This window comes from Flavisolibacter ginsengiterrae DSM 18136 (genome assembly GCF_059568575.1).
Genome location: NZ_JCANTR010000036.1, coordinates 1 through 19,616 on the forward strand (window position 1 = coordinate 1; position 19,616 = coordinate 19,616).

Annotated in this window: 20 protein-coding genes; 12 read left to right on the forward strand and 8 right to left on the reverse strand. The window is 45.3% G+C overall.

From position 1 onward, the window contains the following. Positions 1 to 42 precede the first annotated feature (42 nt). Positions 43 to 645, forward strand: a complete 603-nt coding sequence (locus BP74_RS20905; RefSeq protein ID WP_496377384.1) for a hypothetical protein — start codon at positions 43 to 45, stop codon at positions 643 to 645. Positions 646 to 835: 190 nt separating this feature from the next. On the opposite strand, the gene BP74_RS20910 is transcribed toward BP74_RS20905, so the two are convergent. The 5 genes from BP74_RS20910 to BP74_RS20930 form a co-directional block, all read right to left on the reverse strand. Beyond that, complete coding sequence (locus BP74_RS20910) at positions 836 to 1,324, reverse strand: 3'-5' exonuclease (RefSeq protein ID WP_496377386.1); 489 nt, start codon at positions 1,322 to 1,324, stop codon at positions 836 to 838. 120 nt (positions 1,325 to 1,444) lie between these two features. Beyond that, positions 1,445 to 4,105: a DUF5916 domain-containing protein gene (locus BP74_RS20915; RefSeq protein WP_496377388.1), complete on the reverse strand. Its 2,661-nt coding sequence runs from the start codon at positions 4,103 to 4,105 to the stop codon at positions 1,445 to 1,447. 194 nt (positions 4,106 to 4,299) lie between these two features. Further along, positions 4,300 to 4,716 carry a hypothetical protein gene (locus tag BP74_RS20920; RefSeq protein ID WP_496377390.1) on the reverse strand — a complete coding sequence of 139 codons (417 nt, stop codon included), beginning with the start codon at positions 4,714 to 4,716 and terminating at the stop codon, positions 4,300 to 4,302. A gap of 98 nt (positions 4,717 to 4,814) precedes the next feature. After that, positions 4,815 to 6,029 carry an aminopeptidase gene (locus tag BP74_RS20925; RefSeq protein ID WP_496377392.1) on the reverse strand — a complete coding sequence of 405 codons (1,215 nt, stop codon included), beginning with the start codon at positions 6,027 to 6,029 and terminating at the stop codon, positions 4,815 to 4,817. A gap of 212 nt (positions 6,030 to 6,241) precedes the next feature. Further along, on the reverse strand, positions 6,242 to 6,715 hold the full coding sequence (locus tag BP74_RS20930) for a hypothetical protein (RefSeq protein ID WP_496377394.1): 474 nt from the start codon (positions 6,713 to 6,715) through the stop codon (positions 6,242 to 6,244). A gap of 374 nt (positions 6,716 to 7,089) precedes the next feature. Between BP74_RS20930 and BP74_RS20935 the strand changes: the two genes are divergently transcribed. The 10 genes from BP74_RS20935 to BP74_RS20980 all read left to right on the forward strand — a co-directional run bounded on the left by BP74_RS20935 (position 7,090) and on the right by BP74_RS20980 (position 15,902). Beyond that, positions 7,090 to 7,539, forward strand: coding sequence for an SRPBCC family protein (locus BP74_RS20935; RefSeq protein WP_496377396.1), 450 nt, complete (start codon positions 7,090 to 7,092; stop codon positions 7,537 to 7,539). Positions 7,540 to 8,179: 640 nt separating this feature from the next. Then, positions 8,180 to 8,641, forward strand: coding sequence for an IS200/IS605 family transposase (gene tnpA, locus BP74_RS20940; protein ID WP_496377398.1), 462 nt, complete (start codon positions 8,180 to 8,182; stop codon positions 8,639 to 8,641). Positions 8,642 to 9,356: 715 nt separating this feature from the next. Further along, a complete protein-coding gene (locus BP74_RS20945; RefSeq protein ID WP_496377400.1) occupies positions 9,357 to 9,971 on the forward strand; it encodes a hypothetical protein in 615 nt (204 codons plus the stop codon). A 75-nt stretch (positions 9,972 to 10,046) separates the two neighbouring features. Continuing rightward, on the forward strand, positions 10,047 to 10,691 hold the full coding sequence (locus tag BP74_RS20950) for a hypothetical protein (protein ID WP_496377402.1): 645 nt from the start codon (positions 10,047 to 10,049) through the stop codon (positions 10,689 to 10,691). Between the two features lie 96 nt (positions 10,692 to 10,787). Beyond that, the gene (locus BP74_RS20955; protein WP_496377404.1) at positions 10,788 to 11,843 is read left to right on the forward strand and encodes a sensor histidine kinase; all 1,056 of its coding nucleotides are present in this window, start codon (positions 10,788 to 10,790) and stop codon (positions 11,841 to 11,843) included. Next, a complete protein-coding gene (locus BP74_RS20960) occupies positions 11,840 to 12,604 on the forward strand; it encodes a LytR/AlgR family response regulator transcription factor (RefSeq protein ID WP_496377406.1) in 765 nt (254 codons plus the stop codon). Before BP74_RS20955 ends, BP74_RS20960 begins: the two co-directional genes overlap by 4 nt. 298 nt (positions 12,605 to 12,902) lie before the next feature. Continuing rightward, a complete protein-coding gene (locus BP74_RS20965; RefSeq protein ID WP_496377408.1) occupies positions 12,903 to 13,682 on the forward strand; it encodes a mechanosensitive ion channel family protein in 780 nt (259 codons plus the stop codon). 247 nt (positions 13,683 to 13,929) lie between these two features. Further along, complete coding sequence (locus BP74_RS20970) at positions 13,930 to 14,625, forward strand: 3-keto-disaccharide hydrolase (protein WP_496377410.1); 696 nt, start codon at positions 13,930 to 13,932, stop codon at positions 14,623 to 14,625. A gap of 82 nt (positions 14,626 to 14,707) precedes the next feature. Then, positions 14,708 to 15,055, forward strand: coding sequence for a DUF2200 domain-containing protein (locus BP74_RS20975; protein WP_496377412.1), 348 nt, complete (start codon positions 14,708 to 14,710; stop codon positions 15,053 to 15,055). A gap of 172 nt (positions 15,056 to 15,227) precedes the next feature. Continuing rightward, entirely contained in the window at positions 15,228 to 15,902 is a 675-nt protein-coding gene (locus tag BP74_RS20980) for a hypothetical protein (protein WP_496377414.1), read from the forward strand. 180 nt (positions 15,903 to 16,082) lie between these two features. Here the strand turns inward: BP74_RS20980 and BP74_RS20985 are convergent, their stop codons facing one another. From BP74_RS20985 to BP74_RS20995, 3 genes are all read right to left on the reverse strand, one after another. Continuing rightward, positions 16,083 to 16,964 (reverse strand): EamA family transporter, encoded by an 882-nt coding sequence (locus BP74_RS20985; RefSeq protein ID WP_496377416.1) that lies wholly within the window; start codon positions 16,962 to 16,964, stop codon positions 16,083 to 16,085. A gap of 204 nt (positions 16,965 to 17,168) precedes the next feature. Then, complete coding sequence (locus BP74_RS20990) at positions 17,169 to 18,017, reverse strand: SDR family oxidoreductase (protein ID WP_496377418.1); 849 nt, start codon at positions 18,015 to 18,017, stop codon at positions 17,169 to 17,171. Positions 18,018 to 18,091: 74 nt separating this feature from the next. Then, positions 18,092 to 19,081, reverse strand: a complete 990-nt coding sequence (locus BP74_RS20995) for a potassium channel beta subunit family protein (RefSeq protein WP_496377420.1) — start codon at positions 19,079 to 19,081, stop codon at positions 18,092 to 18,094. Between the two features lie 235 nt (positions 19,082 to 19,316). On the opposite strand from BP74_RS20995, the gene BP74_RS21000 reads away from it, so the two are divergent. After that, a partial coding sequence (locus BP74_RS21000) for a transposase (RefSeq protein WP_496377422.1) occupies positions 19,317 to 19,616 on the forward strand: 300 nt, incomplete at its 3' end.

Here is a 19,616-nt window from a genome sequence, read left to right on the forward strand (position 1 = left end):
AGAGGGATTTTCAAAAACTTGCAGCTATAAAACCAATATCAAATGGCTAAGCAAGTAGGCTACATCAAGGCAATAGGAACAGTGGATGATAACGTGAACTTTTATTATGACCCCGAATGGGGCTACCTCGTAAGACTGCTGCCCGGAGTGGACTCAAAGCGCTACTGGAGTGATCCTGCCTTTGAAGGAAGCCGCAGAAGCGCTGAGAGGTTTGGTACAGGCAATATCATGTCTTCCATCATCTACCGCTTTGTACCGGTTAAAAGAAGGTACAGGCAGTTGTTTAAACAGGTAAGGACCATAGCCATTGTTTGTTTAAAGCAGGGAATGGCTAAAGGGGATGTATTTATTGCCCTGTACCATTTCCTGGAAGAGCAAAAGCGTATCTCCCTTACCCGGGAACAGTTTACCATTCTTCTGTCATCGTTTGAACAGGAACTGGATCAAAGGCTCAAAGAGCCAAAGAAGGAAAAAGTAAAGAAGCTAAAGAATAAGCTGGATATTAAAGTGGAAGGACCATTAACTGAAGAAGACAACGAGTTCCTGCTTCTTTACATGAATGATTATGACTGGAAGGTGAGGTTTGAGGGAGATTTTCCACCGGATTACCAGGTACCACTGTTTTTGCTTAAGCATGTAGCGTAAGCGTTTCTGGTTTATTGTTTTTTGTTTCTGGTTCTGTAGGTTAGAGTGAACTACTGGGTGCAGGCAAGTTTTATTGGTATTCATCTTTGCGGTCCTTTGCGAACATCTTTGCACTCTTTGCGTTACTGAGTATCGCCAAGTGCGCAGAGAGAAGACACGCAAAGAATACGCAAAGGGTTCCTGGTTAACCTCAATAATATCCTGATCCCTGGATCCTGATCCAGAACAATTTGGCACAGGCAATGGCATCGGAAAGAGCATGATGATGATTCAATTCTATGCGGTGCTGCTGGCAAAGCAGGGACAGCTTTTTACCATAGAGGCGGTAGGTGCAATGCGTTTGGTACTGCGGAATGGGGATACGGTAATGTGCGAGTGTTTGCTGCAGGCAGCTATTATCAAAGGCCATATTATGCGCCACCAGGTGCTGGCCGGCAATATAATGCTCCAGCCCCCACCACACTTTATCAAAAGGAAGGGCTGATGCTGTCATGCGGGGCGTGATGCCATGCACGTCAATATTGTACTTTGAATATTCATTGCCCGGGGGACGCACCAGTACATTGACCTGGTCCACCACCTCGCCTTTGATCACACGCACCAACCCCACCTGGCAAATGCTGTTGCGCCGGCCGGTGGCCGTTTCAAAATCTATGGCAGTAAAAGCATTCTTAGGCATCTGGTGGTGGCGAGTGGTTGTGACGGCAAAGAAAACAATTTAACCCACAATGTCCTTGTTTAGTACCGGGAATTTTTCCTGCTTTACAGCATCACTCCTTTTCAGTTATTTGGTAGCAGCCTACTTCAGGAACCTGTAGGTAGCTTTTACCAGGAAGCTATTCCTGGCCTTGCTGGCAAAGGCATTGTCAAATAAACTTTTAGCCAGCGGAGTATCCAGGTCAGAAAAAGCATCGGGAGTATTGCCCTGCGACCATACCAGGTAAAACTCAGACCCCGGCTTGTACTCCCAGCGTACGACCAGGTTGGAGCGGAACTGCACGAAATTAAAATCGGGCTTATCAAAGCTGTAATCAGGTACCCCATCCCCATTTTCATCCACCATCCATTTGCCTGTACCATCGCTTACCTGGGCCGGGCTAAATAAATGAAAGCGGTCTTCATATTTAGTAGCCAGGGGATTGGAAACATAGGCAAAATGATCATAAAGGGGACGCGTAATATAGGGCTGCCCATAATATTGCAGGGTGAGCTCCGGCGTGATGTTATAACTCAGTCTACCGGTGAAGCGCAGTGTTTTTTGGCTTACTTCTCCCACGATGGTCCTGGACAGGTTGTTATAACTGGCGCTGCTTACAAATTGATCCTGGCGTCGCCAGTAATATCCATAATTACCGCTGATACTGAAATTGAAAGCATTGATTGGTTGAAAGTTGATGGAAAGACCCAACTCATGATCCCTCACCGTGTTTTTGGCGCCCCATGCATTGAATATACTCAGGTTGGCATAGACCTTTTTACGGTAATCACTATTCAGGTACACATTGTGCATAAGTGCCGCTGGTCTGCGTAAAGCGGAAGCACCTCTTAATGCATTGTTTGAAATATCATACGTATTCCAGGTAAGCCCCGTACCTGTCTGCCAGTTGCTTTTGAAAGTGGCATGTGAATTAAAGTTGAATGCCTGGTATATGAACTTGCCGCTATAATCCCATTTTGCCCAATGGTTGTAATTCAACAGTAAATTACGAAACACTGAAAATGGTCTTTGAAAACGCATGCCCACCCAGGTGAAATGATTGATCTCGTTGGAGGTGAGCATGAAGCCGATATCATTCAGCTCTAGTTGTGGTGAGCGTAGGGTGACGCCTGTCTCAAATCGTAGTACCTGCCCGTGTTTGCCCATATTGCCCCCTATCTTTCCAAAGCGGATGGTGCCGCCTGTGCCGGTGAGCGCAGTACGGCTGCTGTCCACCCATACTTCGGTAGCCCCGCTGCGCTGGAAAAGGTGCTCGAAGCCTGTCTGGGTTTGCAGTATAGATTCTTTGCTGCCCTGCACATGGCTGAAGACAACATTGCCACGGATGTACCAGGTGCGGTTCTTCCAGAATTGAAGGAAATCCAGTCCTCCCGTATAGGCACTGCGGTTGAGCAGGTCATTAAGCCCATGCTCCCGGTTGACACCCGTGATGATACCTCCAAGAATGGTATTGCCCGATTTACTGTCCTTTTGCAGGCGACCCACAAAATAATTGGTGAGCGGTTCCACCAGTTCTTTCCTTCTTTCGCCGTTATGGTCTATTGTACCCTGTTCCCGTTGGGTGATGCTTTCCAGTACCCCAATGCTCCAGCCCTGTTTTGTTTTACCACTGAATTTGGCTGCACCCAGTATGGATGTATTCTGGGGCAGGTCCGCATATTCGCCGCTATTCAGGTTCACAAAACCATGCGGTGAGCCACCTATACGGCGGGAATAAAATAAAAGGTCTGCGTCATAATCGCCGCCAGCCTGGGAGCCCGTGAGCTGGTAGTCAAATATGTTCCTGCTTTCAATGAAAAAGGGTCTTCTTTCCTGGAAGTAATTCTGGAAACCATCTATGCGTACCTGTGAGGGGTCTGCCTCCACCTGTCCGAAATCGGGGTTGATGGTAAAGTCCAGTATAAGGTCATTGGTCACCGCCAGTTTACCATCAAGCCCGCCTGTTATTTTTGTATCTGACCCTTTGGCAAAAGGATTACCGGGTTCTTTCTTATAGGTGTCTTCCTGGGCAATGATATAGGGCGCTAACTCTACCTGGCGGTGCATGGGTATGTTCTTCAGCCCGTGCAGCTCACCAAAAGCACTGACCCATACGCCGGAGTTCTGTGGTATGTATTGCCAGTTGGAGCGCTCTTCCTTACGCAATATGCGGCGGGTGACCTGGAAGCCCCAGACCTTATCGGTCTCATTGCCATAGCGCAACTGGCTCAGGGGTATCTTCAATTCTCCTGTCCAACCTTTATCATCAATATGCGTTTTGGCAAACCAGATAGGGTTCCAGCTGGCGTCCCAGTTATTGCCATCGCTGGATATAAATTCATCGCTGCGCACACCTGATACCGAGAGGGTAAAAGAAAAACCTGTACGCAGGTCGTGGTAGCTGTCTATATTGAGCTCTACCCAGTCGCCGGGGAATTCATCCCTGCGGCCCATACGCTTGTCAATGGAGTCGGGCGATTTGTCCAGGCACTGATAGGCTACATAAAGAAACTGGTTATCGTAGAGAATTTTGAAATGGGTTTCCTGCGAAGGAGCCTGGCCTTCATTCGGCTGGTTCTGTATAAAATCACCTCCCCATTCCACGGCGTTCCAGGCTTCTTCCGAAGGGATACCATCCAGTGTTATCGTACCATTCAGTTGGTTGGTGAAATACTTCTTTTTGGGGATAATAGTGTCTTTCTTCTGGGCTTGTAAAGACAGACCGATCATCAACAGTACGAATACCAGCTGGAAGTTTTTCATACACAAAGGTTATCCATGGTTTAGACCAGGGCAAATATTAATATAACAGCGGTTGATTTATCCTTTATCCGGTGGAAAAACTTTGTGTTTACATGCTAAAATGGTTATAGAGAACTATTTTATGTTAATACCCTTCAAAGAAATATTCAAAAAGCTGCTTCTTCCTTTATATGTCATTAAGAACTGCTTGTTATTCACATTATCGGTTCATCCTGGTTAAGTAAAGACTTAAAGTCATCTACAAAACTATTAATACAAGTCTGGTCAGTTTGAAATTTGAATCTTACTAAATGATCTTCGTGAGTTCCACCAACTTGCCCCATAACATTTAATCGCCCGTTAAATTCAATTTCAAACTCAATAAAAGCGTCAGAGTCATTGTCTTCTAGTAGGGTTTTCCCTGATAATACTGAATTCATATTTATTAAATCAGTACACATTTTTTTTAATTGCTCTTGCCTAACACAAAAATGTGATGTTCCGCCAAATCCATTTGATAAAACTGTCAAATCAAAGGAGTAATTCTTTTCAACTAAATATCTTGTCGCCAACGTTAACTGTTCCGTTGTTGTGTTTGTTTTTAAATTAATTATTGCGTCAATTTCTATCATTTAAAGTGTGTTTCAGAATGTCCTATAAATACCATTAACGCTAGTGACATCAACATACAGCCTTGCACAATAATCGTTTATAATATTATCTCTTTCTATCAAATTGTAAACATTCCATCCCTGTAAATTACTTTCTCTGTACCATCCCGTAGCGTTGCTGTTACTATCCTGTCTGTGGTGCTGATGATATCCGTATGTACTTTAGGACAGCTGTTGTATCCCATCTCTGCCCATTGTTCCTCTGTTACCGTTGCCATATCGCCGGTAAATGTATCCTTGTAGGCATTGCCGAGGGCAATATGTGTATTGCCAAATTCACCGCCCCTGTTTTCATCATAAAGCGTGGTAGCCATAAACTGCGTGATCTTCGAATGGCGCTTATCCGTCAGTGAGAATTCACCCACTTTATCTGCATTATCCTGGGCGATCATTTCTTTCAGGGCATCTTCGTTCTCTGTTGCGGAAGAGGCAACAACAACACCCTTTTCAAATTGAAGTGATACACCAGATATGCGTTTGCCTGAATAATACAATGGCTGGTTGAAATGTATATGCCCATTGGTTCCTCTCCAGTCGGGCGAAGTAAAGATCTCAAAGCTGGGAATGTTCTTGCCGCCACCGCTTAACCATTTCCTGTTTTCCCCCAATTGTATATGCAGGTCTGCATCCGCACCCTTAATATGCAATTTGTCTATGGGCAGGGCATCAAGCTTATCTTTTATCAGTTCGATCTCCTGCTGCAAAGATTTCCATTTGGATACAGGATCATCTTCCCTGAGGTAACAGGCCTCAATGATCTGTTCCCAGTAGGCCTCTAAAGAAAGTCCTGCTTCGTCAGCCATGGACTGGGTGCCGTACAGGCAAAGTGACCAGGATAATTTGCCTGCCTGTTCTTTTGCTTCGCGCATCTTCATATAGGGAGCCCGGGCACTGTTCATTAGGCTGATCTTCGATGCTGGGATATCTTCCAGGTAATGAATGTCGGGCTCTGAAATGATAAAGAGTATATGGTCTGTCGCATCAACGATACCTTTCCAGTAGGGCGTGGCGAAAAAAGCAATCTGCTCATCCGATCCATTCTGCAACAGGAAGCGGGCAAGGCTATTGTCCCTTAGGTTATTGGGTTGATAGTTGGTGATCAGGTTGCCCCCGGCGGCATAAACCTCTTTGGCCATGGCCATGAACAGATCCTTTGTACACTCCTGTCCTCCCAGGAAAACAGTATCACCTTTATTGATCCCTTTGCCATCGTTCAATGCATAGTGCACCATTACCTGTGCATATCTCTTTAACAGAATATCATCAACTTTCATTGTGTAATTTTTTATCAGGCAGACGAAGATAAGCCAGGATAAAAAGATAGCTACCGTCATGTGGGAGCATAAGCCGGGGGCTTTGATAAGGATAGGTTGTCGTATTATGAGTACCTACAGGAGATTATCGCGGAACAACGGAATAAGGAGCAATCTTGTGTCACAAGCTGGCTTTGAATAAGATGGCAATAGGGACAACCAGGAATGATTGCTTAAAACAAGCCCCACTCGTCTTTATACTCATCGCGCTTAAATGTTGCCACCCAGGCCCGGAACAATTCCTTGAATTTATTCAGTGCTTCTTCAATGACTTCTTCATGCTCCATGTCGGCTTTATCGGTGAGCACAGCAAAACCAATTTGCTCCCACATTTGCCGGCAATTGAAACGGATAAGCGCTGCATTCTCCATTTTAATTTGGTACAGTGTATCACCTGATGCACTGATGATCTTTGGAGCAACTACATAAGCATTCTGGTAGATCATGCTTTTCGAACTTAGGTGCTCGTCCGCTTCTTCTGGTAAGGTTTCAACAAAGGCCATGACCAGGCCAAAAACTTCACGCCATTGGTTGTATAAATCCTCAGCCGCCTGCAGTGTCTCCTTCCATTTCCAGGCTTCACTTTTGTCAATATTCTGAAACCGGTCTTCCCATTCAGGTAGAGGGTTGAGGTAAGAGATGTCCATGCTAATAGTTTTTGGAAATGCCGTATGGTAAAATAGGTTTAATTCTTTTCACGATAAGCAAATGAGTTTATCTATTCGTTCTAATAATAAGGATGAGCATACCGATAACCAACAGGAAATTCAGGCTCAAAGTAATAGTTTTATAATGAGTACTGAATGGAGAGTTTGCTCAAAAGATGAAAGGATAAAGGAATATCCTGCTTAATGAAGGAGTACCAGGAAATCAGCGAAATATGTACGCAACAAAACAATCGGTGCATCAGAAACTTTACTACCTTTTACTACTCATCCTGGAGTGAACAGGTGGAGCAGCTACCACCTTAAAAACGGGCGTTTCCGAAAAGCCAAAAGAGTAGGATACTAAAACTACATGTATGGCAGACAACAGCGTTTCCTTACACAGGGTTCTAAAAGCATCACCGGAAAAAGTTTTTCGTGCCTTTACAGAAGCCAATGCCATGGCTGCATGGTTGCCTCCCTATGGCTTTCTATGTACGGTGCATGAAATGAATGTAGCCGTGGGCGGAAGCTTCAGAATGTCGTTTCACAATTTCTCTACCGGTAATGGCCATTCCTTTGGAGGTAAATATGTGGAGATCAAACCAAATGAATTTTTAAAGTACACAGACAAATTTGATGATCCCAACCTGCCGGGAGAAATGACCACTTCCGTATGGCTTAGGAAAGTTTTGGCAGGCACTGAAATCAAAATTGTGCAGGAAGGCATCCCTTCCCAGATCCCCGTAGAAATGTGTTACCTGGGCTGGCAGGAATCGCTGGAAAAGCTGACCAGCCTGGTAGAGCCCGAAATTCCGGATATGTAGGGACCTATTGAATGGCTCATACACGTTCGACCTCGAGTCAGTTAGCCTGAAGCAAAAACGAGACATGCGGGGGAAGATGCCCGAGTTTTACGGTTAAGAAAATGTCGCCCCGCCGGGGCTTGGTTCTCCTCTCAAGATGCTTTTTTCTACCAAAATACCGCCCTTACAGGGCTCTTACCCACATAAACCTGTAGCTTTTATTTTTTACATAACCCTATTGATAGCAGGGAAGATGATATTCCGGAACCAAGCCTCAGAGAGGCGGCATTTTGGTAGCAGAAACATTGTATTGAGAAGGACAAAGCCCTGTAAGGGCGATATTTTATTAACGAACCATGGCGAATACCTATTCACAAATCTCTATTTAAACCTTATGAGTTAAATACCTCATGGGCATTTACAGGTAAGAAAATGTCGCCCGCTGGGGCTTTAAGAGTCTCTCGGAATGCATTTTTCTACCATAATACCCGCTTACTGGGCTCCTTACTAACTAAACCAACTGCTTTTCTTTTTACATAATCCGTTTGACAGCAAAGAGAAAATATTTCTGTACCAAGCCTCAGAGAGGCGATATTTTGGTAGCGGAAACATTTTATTTTAGAGGGCAAAGTCCTGTACGGGCGACATTTATTATTGAACCATGGCTAACACGTATTCACAAATCTCTATTCATGCTGTATTTGCCGTAAAGGGCAGAGAGAATTTCATCATTGATCCCTGGAGGGACCAGGTACACCGCTACCTCTCGGGTATTATTACAGCAAACGGTGCCACATCTTTAGCCGTAGGCGGATGGAAGGATCACATACATATTTTTTTTGGAATGCCGGTAACCACATGCATCTCTGAGTTTATGAGCATTGTAAAAGCAAGTAGCAGCAAGTGGATCAATGAGCAAAGGTTTATAAAAGGAAAGTTTCAGTGGCAGTCGGGCTACGGTGCTTTCTCTCATTCCAAAAGCCAGAGAGATGGTGTTATTAATTATATTTTGGGTCAGCAGGAACATCATAGGGTCAGAACTTTCAAAGAAGAGTATTTGAAGATCTTGTCTGACTTTGAAATACCTTATGATGAAAAATATCTTCCTGAGTTTTATGGATAAGAAAATATCGCCCCGCTGGGGCTTTGGGATCTTCTCCACATATTGCTTCTACCAAAATACCGCCCTTACAGGGCTAGCTTACTAAACCTATTGCTTTTCCTTTTACATATTCCTATTCAGAGCGGGGAAAATGATATTCCAGGAGAACAAGCCTCAGAGAGGCGGCATTTTGGTAGCAGGAACATTGTATTGGGAAGAACAAAGCCCTGTAAGGGCGACATTTTATTAATGAACCATGGCAAACACGTATTCACAAATCTGTATTAAAAACTTTTGAGGAAAAAACCTGTCGGGGCTTTGGGGATCTCCTCCGTTTACATTCTTCTACCATAATGCCGCCCTTACAGGGCTCTTACATAACCTAAATCTGTAGCATTTTTATCTACATAATCTTTTTATAGCAGGGATGATGATATTCCAGGAGAACAAGCCTCAGAGAGGCGGCATTTTGGTAGCAGGAACATTGTATTGGGAAGGGCAAAGCCCTGTAGGGGCGATATTTTGATAGGTTGACAACGCGGAATTTCCGGAATAATAATTTAGTAACCATCCTAAGAAACCTTCTTTTCGCCTTTTCACAATTACCCTTCCGGCACTTCTTCTGACGCTTTAAACAGTTTAGTCCTCATTTCGACCACTCCTACCTTGACCTGCGCACCGGGAGTAACGATGTTTGTCTCTTCAAACAACATTTTACCAATTAAAACCAACCAACATGAACAATCGGACACTCGGTATATTGGGCCTTATAGGTGCTCCTTTTTTATTGATCGACACCGCCAACAATGGCTTTCGAATTGATCAAAGCACAGGCATTTCAGGGCTGCTCAACTTTTTATATACCACAGGATGGATCTGCTCTGTCATTGCCCTGAACCGAATGGGCGCTTTTGGCCACAAACGTTTTGGCAAAATCATCTTCTGGGCGCAGATAAGCTGCCTGGCGCTGGCCGACTGCTGGAATATTTACGAATGGATACAGCCACAAGCCCAAACCACGCTCTATTTCATTCTCGATGCCTTCTGGCCCATTGGCAATCTGTGTATGCTGGTGAGCGGGATCGCCATTGCTGCCCAGGGCGTATTAAAGAGCTGGCGGCGTTACGTGCCCCTGGCAGTAGGCCTTTGGCTTCCAATAGCACTGGTACTCTGGGCTATCTTCTCAAGATCACCGGGTATGCTCCTTTTCTCCGGGATTTATTCCACGCTTACCTGGTCGCTGATGGCCATTAGCATTATTACCAGTGCCGGCCCTACAGGCAAAGACAAGGTTTTGTCCTTCCGCCGGCCTGCAGGTGCGCGACCCTCAATACAGGAGCCAGTGTACTGATAAAAAGTTGGCGGCCGGTGCATCCTTAATCGCGTAATAGCTGCCGCAACCTGTTATCAAAATTCCTGCTGTAAAATGCAGAACACTACAAATCATTTTATGCAAACCCTTCATCCAACCATCAAACAATCATTGATCACCTGCCTGCTGCTGGCTCCCCTGTTGCAACTGGTGGGAGACAGCCTCTGGGTGAGCCAGGCCTTTCCATTTTCCTGGAGCCTCTGGCGGGAAGCCAGCTTCATCTTCTTTATTCCCATTGGATTTTTACTTGCCCGCTTGGTAGCACCCAAAAGCGCCACATGGGCGGTGGTTGCCTGTGGATTTTACTTTGTGGGCTGCATTGGCGTGTCTACCATGATGCCACTGTTTCGCCTGGGCGCCTTTTACCCGGTGCAGCATGCCAATGAATTTCCCACTGTCGTGCAATCGGTGCTGGATAAAGGCGCCTATGCCGCCACCTTATTTTTTCCCGGCCTGTGTTTCCCTGTCAGCCTGGTCCTTTTTGGAGTTGCGTTTGTAAAGCACAGGGTTTTGCCCAGGGCAATGGCAGCCTCATTTATCCTTGCCGGCATATTGTTTTGGTTTGGCAATGCCATGGAAATAAATCCACTCATGGTGGCCAGCGATGTATGGTTGTTGCTGCTGTTTTGTAGAGTGGCTTATGTTGTTTTCACCAATAATGTCCGACACAGCACCACTGATCTTGCCACCAATGTATAAGGCTTGCTGTTATGTGATTTTTGTACAGGCACTATAGCGGTGGGCAGAAATTATTTTCGTATTTCTTTTTTATCTTACCAGAAGCAACTAAAACCCATGCAGGAAAACGACCTCACCAAACAGGAAAGAAGGGTGATGCTGGGCAGCATCCTGGCTTTTCTTTCCGGATGGTACATGAGTGATGAAGGCGGCCGGAGTGGCAGCCTGAAGGAACAGTTGCGGGATCTTGGACTGATGCTGGTAATCGCCTTTCTGCAATGGCTGGTGGCACGCTTTGTCTGGCGGTACTGGCTAAAAATATACCCGCATTACAGCCAACTTGTGCGCAGGGTCGTCTATAGTATACTTGTTAGCGGCGCCTTATCTATGATCATGTCCACGGTGGTTTATGGCATTCCCATGTGGATTTTCGAACATCGTTTATTCGGGATGGCCCAGTTCCGGAACAATTTCGGTCCCTGTTTCTTTTTCAGTGCGCTGATCATAGGGGCGCATGAAGTGATCTTTAATTTTTTTGAGTTGCGCCGCATAGACAGGGAAAAAGAAGAACTGAAAAAAGCGCATTTGCAAAGCCAGCTGGATTCATTGAAAACACAGGTGAACCCGCATTTCCTGTTCAATAGTATCAACACGGTTTTGTCGCTCATTCCCACCTCTCCGGCTAAGGCTGAAGCCTTCCTGATAGAGTTGTCATCGGTTTACCGCTACCTGTTGCAGGCAAACGAAAACCAACTGGCCACCCTGCAGCAGGAACTGCAGTTTGCCCATTCCTATTTTCATTTGCTCAAAACAAGGTTTGGCAATGCCATCCAGCTTGAAGTTGCCGTGGATGAAAAATGGCTGCATTACCAGTTGCCATCGCTTACCCTTCAATTGTTGCTGGAAAATGCTGTCAAGCACAACGTAGTGTCATCAACAAAACCGCTGACCATCAGGTTGAGCACCGAAAAGGGCGCCGTGAACGGTGATGTTTTCCTGACCGTACAAAACAACCTGCAAAGGAAAACCCAGTCCATTATATCACACAAAATGGGCCTGACCAATATCCTTGCAAAATTCCGGTTGTTGAACCAGGACAACGAAGTAATGATCACCGACAGGGACGAACAATTCACCGTGGTGTTGCCCCTTCTCAAAAAACAATTGGTATGAACGTATTGATTATCGAAGACGAACCGTTGGCAGCTGACCGCCTGCGCCAGCTGCTCTCCCAGGCAGATGCTAAAATGGAGGTGGTGGGTGTTACTGACAGCGTTGAAGCCTCTGTAACCTGGCTGGAATCCAATCCAACACCTGACCTGATACTGATGGACATTGAGCTTTCCGATGGTCAAAGCTTTGCCATCTTCGACCAGGTTACGGTCAGCACGCCGGTGATCTTTACCACCTCGTATGATGAATACGCGATACAGGCGTTTAAAGTGAACAGCATTGATTATTTACTGAAACCTGTAAAGCCGGAAGACCTGCAGGCAGCGATCAATAAACTCAAAACCTTTGGCAACCACCTGCCTTACGCCCAATCGGCCGCTGTGGAACAATTGCTGCGGCAGTTGCACCGCCCGGAAGCAGCCTACCGCGAACGCTTCCTGGTCAAATCGGGCCAGCGCTATTTTTCCATCGAGGTGGATGATATCGCGTATTTCTTTTTCCGCAACCGGGTAACGTTCCTGAAGACCTGGAAAAAAGAATCCTACTATATTGATTATGTTATGGACGAACTGGAAGAGATGCTGCCACCCCAGGATTTTTTCAGGGCCAACCGACAATACCTGGTTCATGTAAAATCAATAAAAGATATTCAACCCTTCTTCAACAACAAGCTTAAGCTGACACTGCACCCTGCCGCAGAAGAAGACGTGCTGGTAAGCCGCGAAAGAGCAGCGGATTTTAAAAACTGGATGGGGAAGTAAAAGAACTAAGATTTCCGGGATGGGAAAGGATTTTTGAGGAAAATCGCGGTCACCGGCTGCTCATTTATTCACCATTCAGTAAAATAAAATGAGTGATTTGTGCATCACGAGACCTATACTTTTTCATTTAACGTTTTACATTTTTTATACTCACTAACCAGTCAACTTGTCAACTCCCAACCTTTACATTCTTCCTCTGTGCATCTCCATGCCATTCTGCCGCTATAGCTTCAGCTCCTGACTCCCGACTATTGACTCATTCACCGGGCACGATTTTTACCTTTCCCTCCATAAAAAAGTGGACTGGAATAGTTTTTACGCAAAGGCCTCTGCCTGGGTGGTGACCATGGCACCCAAGGTTTTATTCGGGCTGGTGATAGTGGCCGTAGGTCTATGGCTGATTAGCCTTCTCAAAAAATGGCTGACCAACCACCTGTTGAAAAAACAAGTGAACTCCTCTGTTCGCCCATTCCTGGTCAACCTAAGTATCGTTACCCTCCAGATACTCCTGGGGCTGGCCTTTATGCAGATCGTAGGTATACAAATGACGGCTTTTGCCGCCCTGCTGGGTGCTTTTGGTGTGGCGGCTGGACTGGCACTTTCTGGTACCCTGCAGAATTTTACCAGCGGGGTGTTGATCCTATTATTAAAACCATTCCGCATCGGCGATAATATTATCGCCCAGGGACAGGAAGGAACGGTCTATACTATACAGATATTTTTTACCATCATCAAAACCTACGACAACCGCACGGTGATCATGCCTAACAGCAAATTGTCCAATGAGGTGATTGTGAACCTGAGTCGCGAGGGCAAGCGCAGGGTGGATATTGAATTGAAATTTCCTTTTGCAGCAGACTTCGACCAGGTGAAAGGCCTGTTGGATCAAAGCATTAATGCGGAGACCGGTCTGTTGAAAGACCCGGTTCACCGCATCGGTGTGTCGGATGTGGAAGCTGATGGCTACAAGGTGCTGGTGAGTGCCTGGGTGCCGGCGCATGGCTATGTGGATGCGAAACTATTATTGCAACAACGGATCATCGGGGATTTGAAGGGGAAAGGATTAGGAAGTTTCTGAGAAGTTTCTGGTTTATCGTTTTTTGTTTCTGGTTCGTTAGGTTGAAGTAATCTTTTTATTCCAGGTAGGGTTTAGGTGAAAGAGGGATAACCCTATAGGCTATACGTAATACTATCTTTACTATTTTACTTCATTACTAATTTACATTACCTGAACTCTCTGCTTATCAACTTGTCAACTTTTCAACTAACCCTCGCTGCATTTTCGTCACCACTACTCGTTTTGAAATTTTCCATTAACTTTTGGTATGAATAAGATTTTCATTTGGGTCGTAGCTACCTGTCTTTTGGTGGCCTGTGCAACACAACATAGCCAACGATCATTTTCGCTATTTAATGGTAAAAACCTGGATGGCTGGCATGCCGATATACCGGCGAAGGATACCAATGCTGCGGCTCCGGATGCCTTCATTGTTCGGGATGGAATGCTTGTGAGCAAGGGCTTACCGGAGGGTCACCTCATTTCAGATAAAGAGTATAAAAATTACAGGCTGGAAGCAGAATACAGGTTTACCGGTAAGCCTGGTAATTGTGGGATACTTGTTCATGCCTCAAAACCAAGGGCTCTTTATGGCATGTTTCCCCAATCCATAGAAGTGCAGATGGAGCATGAAAATGCCGGTGATTTCTGGTGCATCGTGGAGGATATTACAGTGCCGGATATGGAAAAGCGCCGGGGGCCAAAAGATACCTGGGGAATTACCGAAGGGAAGGCCCGGAGGATCATCAACCTGACAGACAACTCGGAAAAGCCTGTGGGCGAATGGAACCAGATGATCATCGAATGCCTGGCAGATAGTGTGAAGGTCTGGGTAAATGGCGACCTGGTGAACTTTGGCTACGGCGCCACGGCAACCAAGGGGAAGATAGCTATTCAGGCTGAAGGTGCTGAAGTGGCGTTTCGTAAGCTGGAACTCAGGCCTATAACTTTGTTAACCCAATAGTAGTGATATTAACTGCCAGTCTTTGTCTGTAATAATTTTTGCTGACGTCAAAAGTTAAATTCTATAAATAATAAGCTCTCAAATGGATAATACAAGAGTATTTAAAATGTCCTTTGCTGGTGTCTATCCGCATTATATAAATAAAGCGGAGAAAAAAGGACGCACAAAGGAAGAACTGGATACTATCATATGCTGGCTGACAGGTTATGATCAACTGGCATTGCAAAAACAAATTGATAAGAAGGTTGATTTTGAAACCTTTTTTGCACAGGCACCACAACTCAATCCCAATGTTTCAAAAATTACCGGTGTCATTTGCGGTTACAGGGTGGAAGAAATGGAAGGACTCATGCAAAAGATCCGCTATTTAGATAAACTGGTGGATGAACTGGCAAAAGGTAAAACAATGGAGAAGATCTTAAGGAAGTAGGGCTAAACATTTTCCGGGCTGCATTTTATTTTAGAGTAAATGGCATTACAATTATAAAGGCTTGCAAGCAAGGAACATGTCGGTTACTGAAAGTTAACAACCCGATAAGAATATACACGCCCGGCCTGTATTGCTGCAGATTTTGAAAAGCTCTATCTTCATAGTGCTGCATATGAGAGCATTCATTACCATCTTATTCTTCCTGGCTACCAGCTTTGCCTATAGTCAGCAATTGGGCCAGGTGACATTCACCAATGCCCGAAGCCTTGCCTATTATTCCATATTGACTGAACAGGATGTGCTGGTGCGCATATCTGAAGACGGAAAGATCCTTGAGTGGGGCACCGAAATACTTTCTGAGAGGGGTAGCTATTATGCGCAGAAGTTGCAACCTTTTCTTGCCAGGGTGGAATACTATGATGCAAGTGCAGATTCAGCGTACAGGGGTAAGGTGAAAAGTATTGGTACTACCAACATTACCTACTACGACTCATATGAAGAGCCAACAAGAAGAGGAAAGCTGAAAAGAATGGGGATGATGAATTTTGATTACTATTCCATGTATGATGACAAAGGCATACGGGGTAAACTAAAATTTGCGGGCGACCTGTTGCTGGATTATTACGGCTCCTATGAAGATGAGTCGGTGAGGGGTAAATTAAAATCCATTGGCAATATTCCCATTTCCTGGGTTACGGTTTTTGAAGACCGTTATAATGCCGGGAAGATCAAATCGGCAGGCTCTGTTTCCTACCAGTGGTACTCACAGTACGACCGCGCCCATGGTGCTCTGAAATCCAATAACTACCGCACCTGGAGCGGAGGAATTTTGTTCATACTTAGATAGGACCAGGATTACAGGATTTATGGATGAAGAGAAAAGGGAGCAACGGAGCCGGAGGGCCACAGGGATTTTTTATGAAATCACATTGAAAATTTTAAATGATTAAAACAAGACTGTTATAATGTAGCCCCTTGGACCTAAACTTCCTCAATAATCCTTATAATCCTGTAAATCTTAGTTCTTTTAGTTCTTCAATATAATCACCACAGACCCGATCATCATAATGGCGGCGCCGAGAAGTTTTTTACGAATGTCCTTCTCCTGGAAAATGCGGTGGCCAAGCAGCACGCTGACAATGGTGGAGAGCTGGAACAATGCAAGGGCATAACCCACAGGTATATGGTCAAAAACATAGAGCGTGGTCAGTTGCATGGTACCAATACAAAGCACCAGGAAAATATAGGGTATAAGGTCTTTTAAAATACCTGTAGGCATTGTACGAGCCAGGTGTTGCCGGTTCACCAGCAAAAGCAAAAAAGAAAATACAGTACCCAGCCAGCACCAGCTGATAAAAGAAGTGAGCACACCTGATGCCAGTATCACTTTTTTGATCAATACGGCTTCAATGGCCGTAAGTACCATTGCCCAAAGGCGGTATTGAATCTCCTTTTTACCCAGCAAGGCCCAGGAAAATCTTTCATCAGTGGTATCTAAAACAAAATAGCTACCGGCAATGATCAACACTGTACCCAATATACCCCAGGCATTTGGCATCTCACGCAAAAGAAAGATACCGACAATAATACCCACAATGGATTTGTAAGCATTAATGGGTCCCAGTACTGAAAGGTCGCCCTTTTGCAGCGCCATCACCAGGAAACCATTACCCATTGAACCCACTATGGCACCCAGTACAGCAAAGATCCAGAAGGGGGAATGCAATTGTGACCAGGGAACACGGAAAAGTAGTGGAATGCAAAGGATGGCGAGCCCGAGATAGGTTAAGAAATTTACAACCAGCGGGTGATGGCCTTTCACCGTCAGGCTTTTCTGAAATACATTGGCTACAGGATTGGAAAGAACCCTGAGCAAGACAGCAATTGAAGTAAGCAAAATTATTGACAAGAGATCATGTCGGTTTTAATAGATGGAAGTTACATGCATATGGTAAAAGGTTGATAGCGTGTATTGTGCATTAATCTTCATGCACAAAAAAAGACCGCCCACAGCAATGTTTTTCCAACCAGCAATCAATTGACAAAAAGCCTTTAGAGAGATTGCGAAATATTTTGCTTTTCGACCAACGAACAAGAAACAATAAACTGTTATCTAATCCAGGAAGATATCTTTCATCAGCTTACCGCCCGGCACAACCGCGTACTGATCAAGGTCGGTAATACCTTGCTCCTGCAATACCTTTTCATCGATGAAGAAATTGCCGGTGCATTCCGCTGAAGGACTGGAGAGAATAAAGTAGGCTGCATCCGCAACGATCTCCGGCTTTCGACTCATTTGCATGAGCATATCACCACCTAACAAATTCTGAACAGCAGCTGTGGCAATGGTGGTCTGTGGCCAGAGCGCATTGGCAGCAATGTGTTGATCTTTTAATTCCTCCGCCAGCCCTGCCACTATCATGCTCATTCCATATTTGCTCAGCGTATAGGCAAGATGTTGCCCCAGCCATTTGGGATTGAGGTTCAGTGGAGGTGACAGGTTAAGGATATGCGCATTGGAAGATTTTTTCAAATGAGGGATGCAAGCCCTGCTCATAAAGAAAGTGCCTCTCACCTGTATGCCCTGCATCAGGTCGAAGCGTTTGGGTTCCGTGGCTTCTGTTGGCGTAAGGCTGATGGCGCTGGCATTGTTTACCAATATATCTATGCCGCTAAATTCATTTACTACCTCTCCCACTGCCTTTTCCACCTGGTCTTCAAACCGTATGTCGCAGGCCAGGGGCAATACCTTTACTCCAAGGGCTTCTATTTCTTTTGCAGCCGTGTAGATGGTGCCTTCCAGTTTGGGATGCGGCTCTGTAGTTTTAGCTGCAATAGCTATGTTGGCGCCCTCACGGGCCAGCCTCAGCGCAATTGCTTTGCCTATGCCGCGACTTCCGCCGGTGATCAGTACTGTTTTCCCTTTCAATGATATTCTTTCCTTTCCTGTTGTTGAAGCCATACTGTCAATTTCTTTGAAGCTATCAAAATAAGTTGAACCGGTAAAACAAGGCCCCCTTTCGGAGGCTTAAGTTTTTAATATGCGGGAAGCGTTGGCTTCGTCTTCATGGTATCATCAATACGTTGCATTACCTCAGGTGTTAGTTTAGGCAATACTTCCAATGCCTTGAGGTTTTCCAGGAGCTGCTCTTTTTTGGTGGCGCCCAGGATGGCCGTTGTCACATTTGGATTTTTGATGCACCAGGCAATGGACATGGTGGACATGGGTGTGCCCAGGTCTTTTGCTACGGCTTCCAGCTGGCGAACGCTGGCCAGCTTCTCGTCGATCATCAGCTGGTCTTTCAGCCAGTCGAAACCTTCCAATGCAAGGCGGCTGCCTTCAGGAATACCATTGTTGTATTTACCTGTGAGTAAACCGGAGGCGAGGGGACTCCAGATGGTGGTGCCCATACCTACGGAATTAAAGATGCCGAGGAATTCATTTTCCAGTTTATTCCTTTCCAGCAGGTTGTATTGTGGTTGCTCTACGGAAGGGGGAATCAATCCATATTGCGCCGCCGCCCTGTGTGCTTCCATGATCTCCACACCACTCCATTCGCTGGTGCCCCAGTACAGGATCTTGCCTTGCTGAATGAGCAGGTTCATGGTCCATACCACTTCTTCTATCGGAACATTCTTATCGGGACGGTGACAAAAATAAATATCGAGGTAATCGGTCTGCAGGCGCTGCAAGGCTTCATGACAGGCTTCTACCAGGTGCTTGCGGCTAAGGCCCGACTGGTTAGGTTTGTTTTCCTTTCCCCGCCAGCCAAAGAAAGCTTTGCTGCTCAGGACATACGAGGTACGATCCCAGTTCTTTTTCTTTAATACCCGGCCCATAAGCTTTTCACTTTCTCCCAGCGCATATACTTCGGCGTTATCAAAGAAGTTGACGCCCGCATCATATGCAATCCCCATAAGTTCATCGGCAATGGAATCATCTATCTGCTTGTGAAAGGTCACCCAACTGCCATAGGATAAAACGCTAAGCTGTAATCCTGTTTTTCCCATTCTTCTGTATTCCATAATGTTTCTTTTAAGGGCGTAAAGGTAGGAATTTGAACCACTGGGGCAGGGCGGCACAAAGTGGCACAGAGGAATTGCCGTAAGGCCAAAGGGAGAGAAATATCGAACAATAGAACAAGGAAAATCGAATGATGAAGTGGTTAGGCTGTGGATGCTTTAAAATAGCTACCTAATTCAGGCACGTAGAAATTGTATAAGCCTGAAATAGGTTGACCAAAAAATTAAATGGTCAATCATGAATCAAAAGACAAGTTTACGCGCTTCACGGGTATTTAGTGAAGCTTTAAAAAAGAAGGTTGTTAAAGATATTGAATCGGGTAAAGTCTCGGTTTTGGCTGCATCCAGGGAATATTCTGTCAGCTTTCAGGCTATTTATCAGTGGCTTAATAAGTATTCCAGACATTTGCAAACATCTAAAAGGATTGTTGTTGAAATGCAAAGTGAAAGTTACAAAAGCCGGGAATTGGAAAAGCGTATCCAGGAACTGGAAGCAGCCTTGGGCAGAAAGCAGCTGGAAGTAGATTTTTTAAACAAG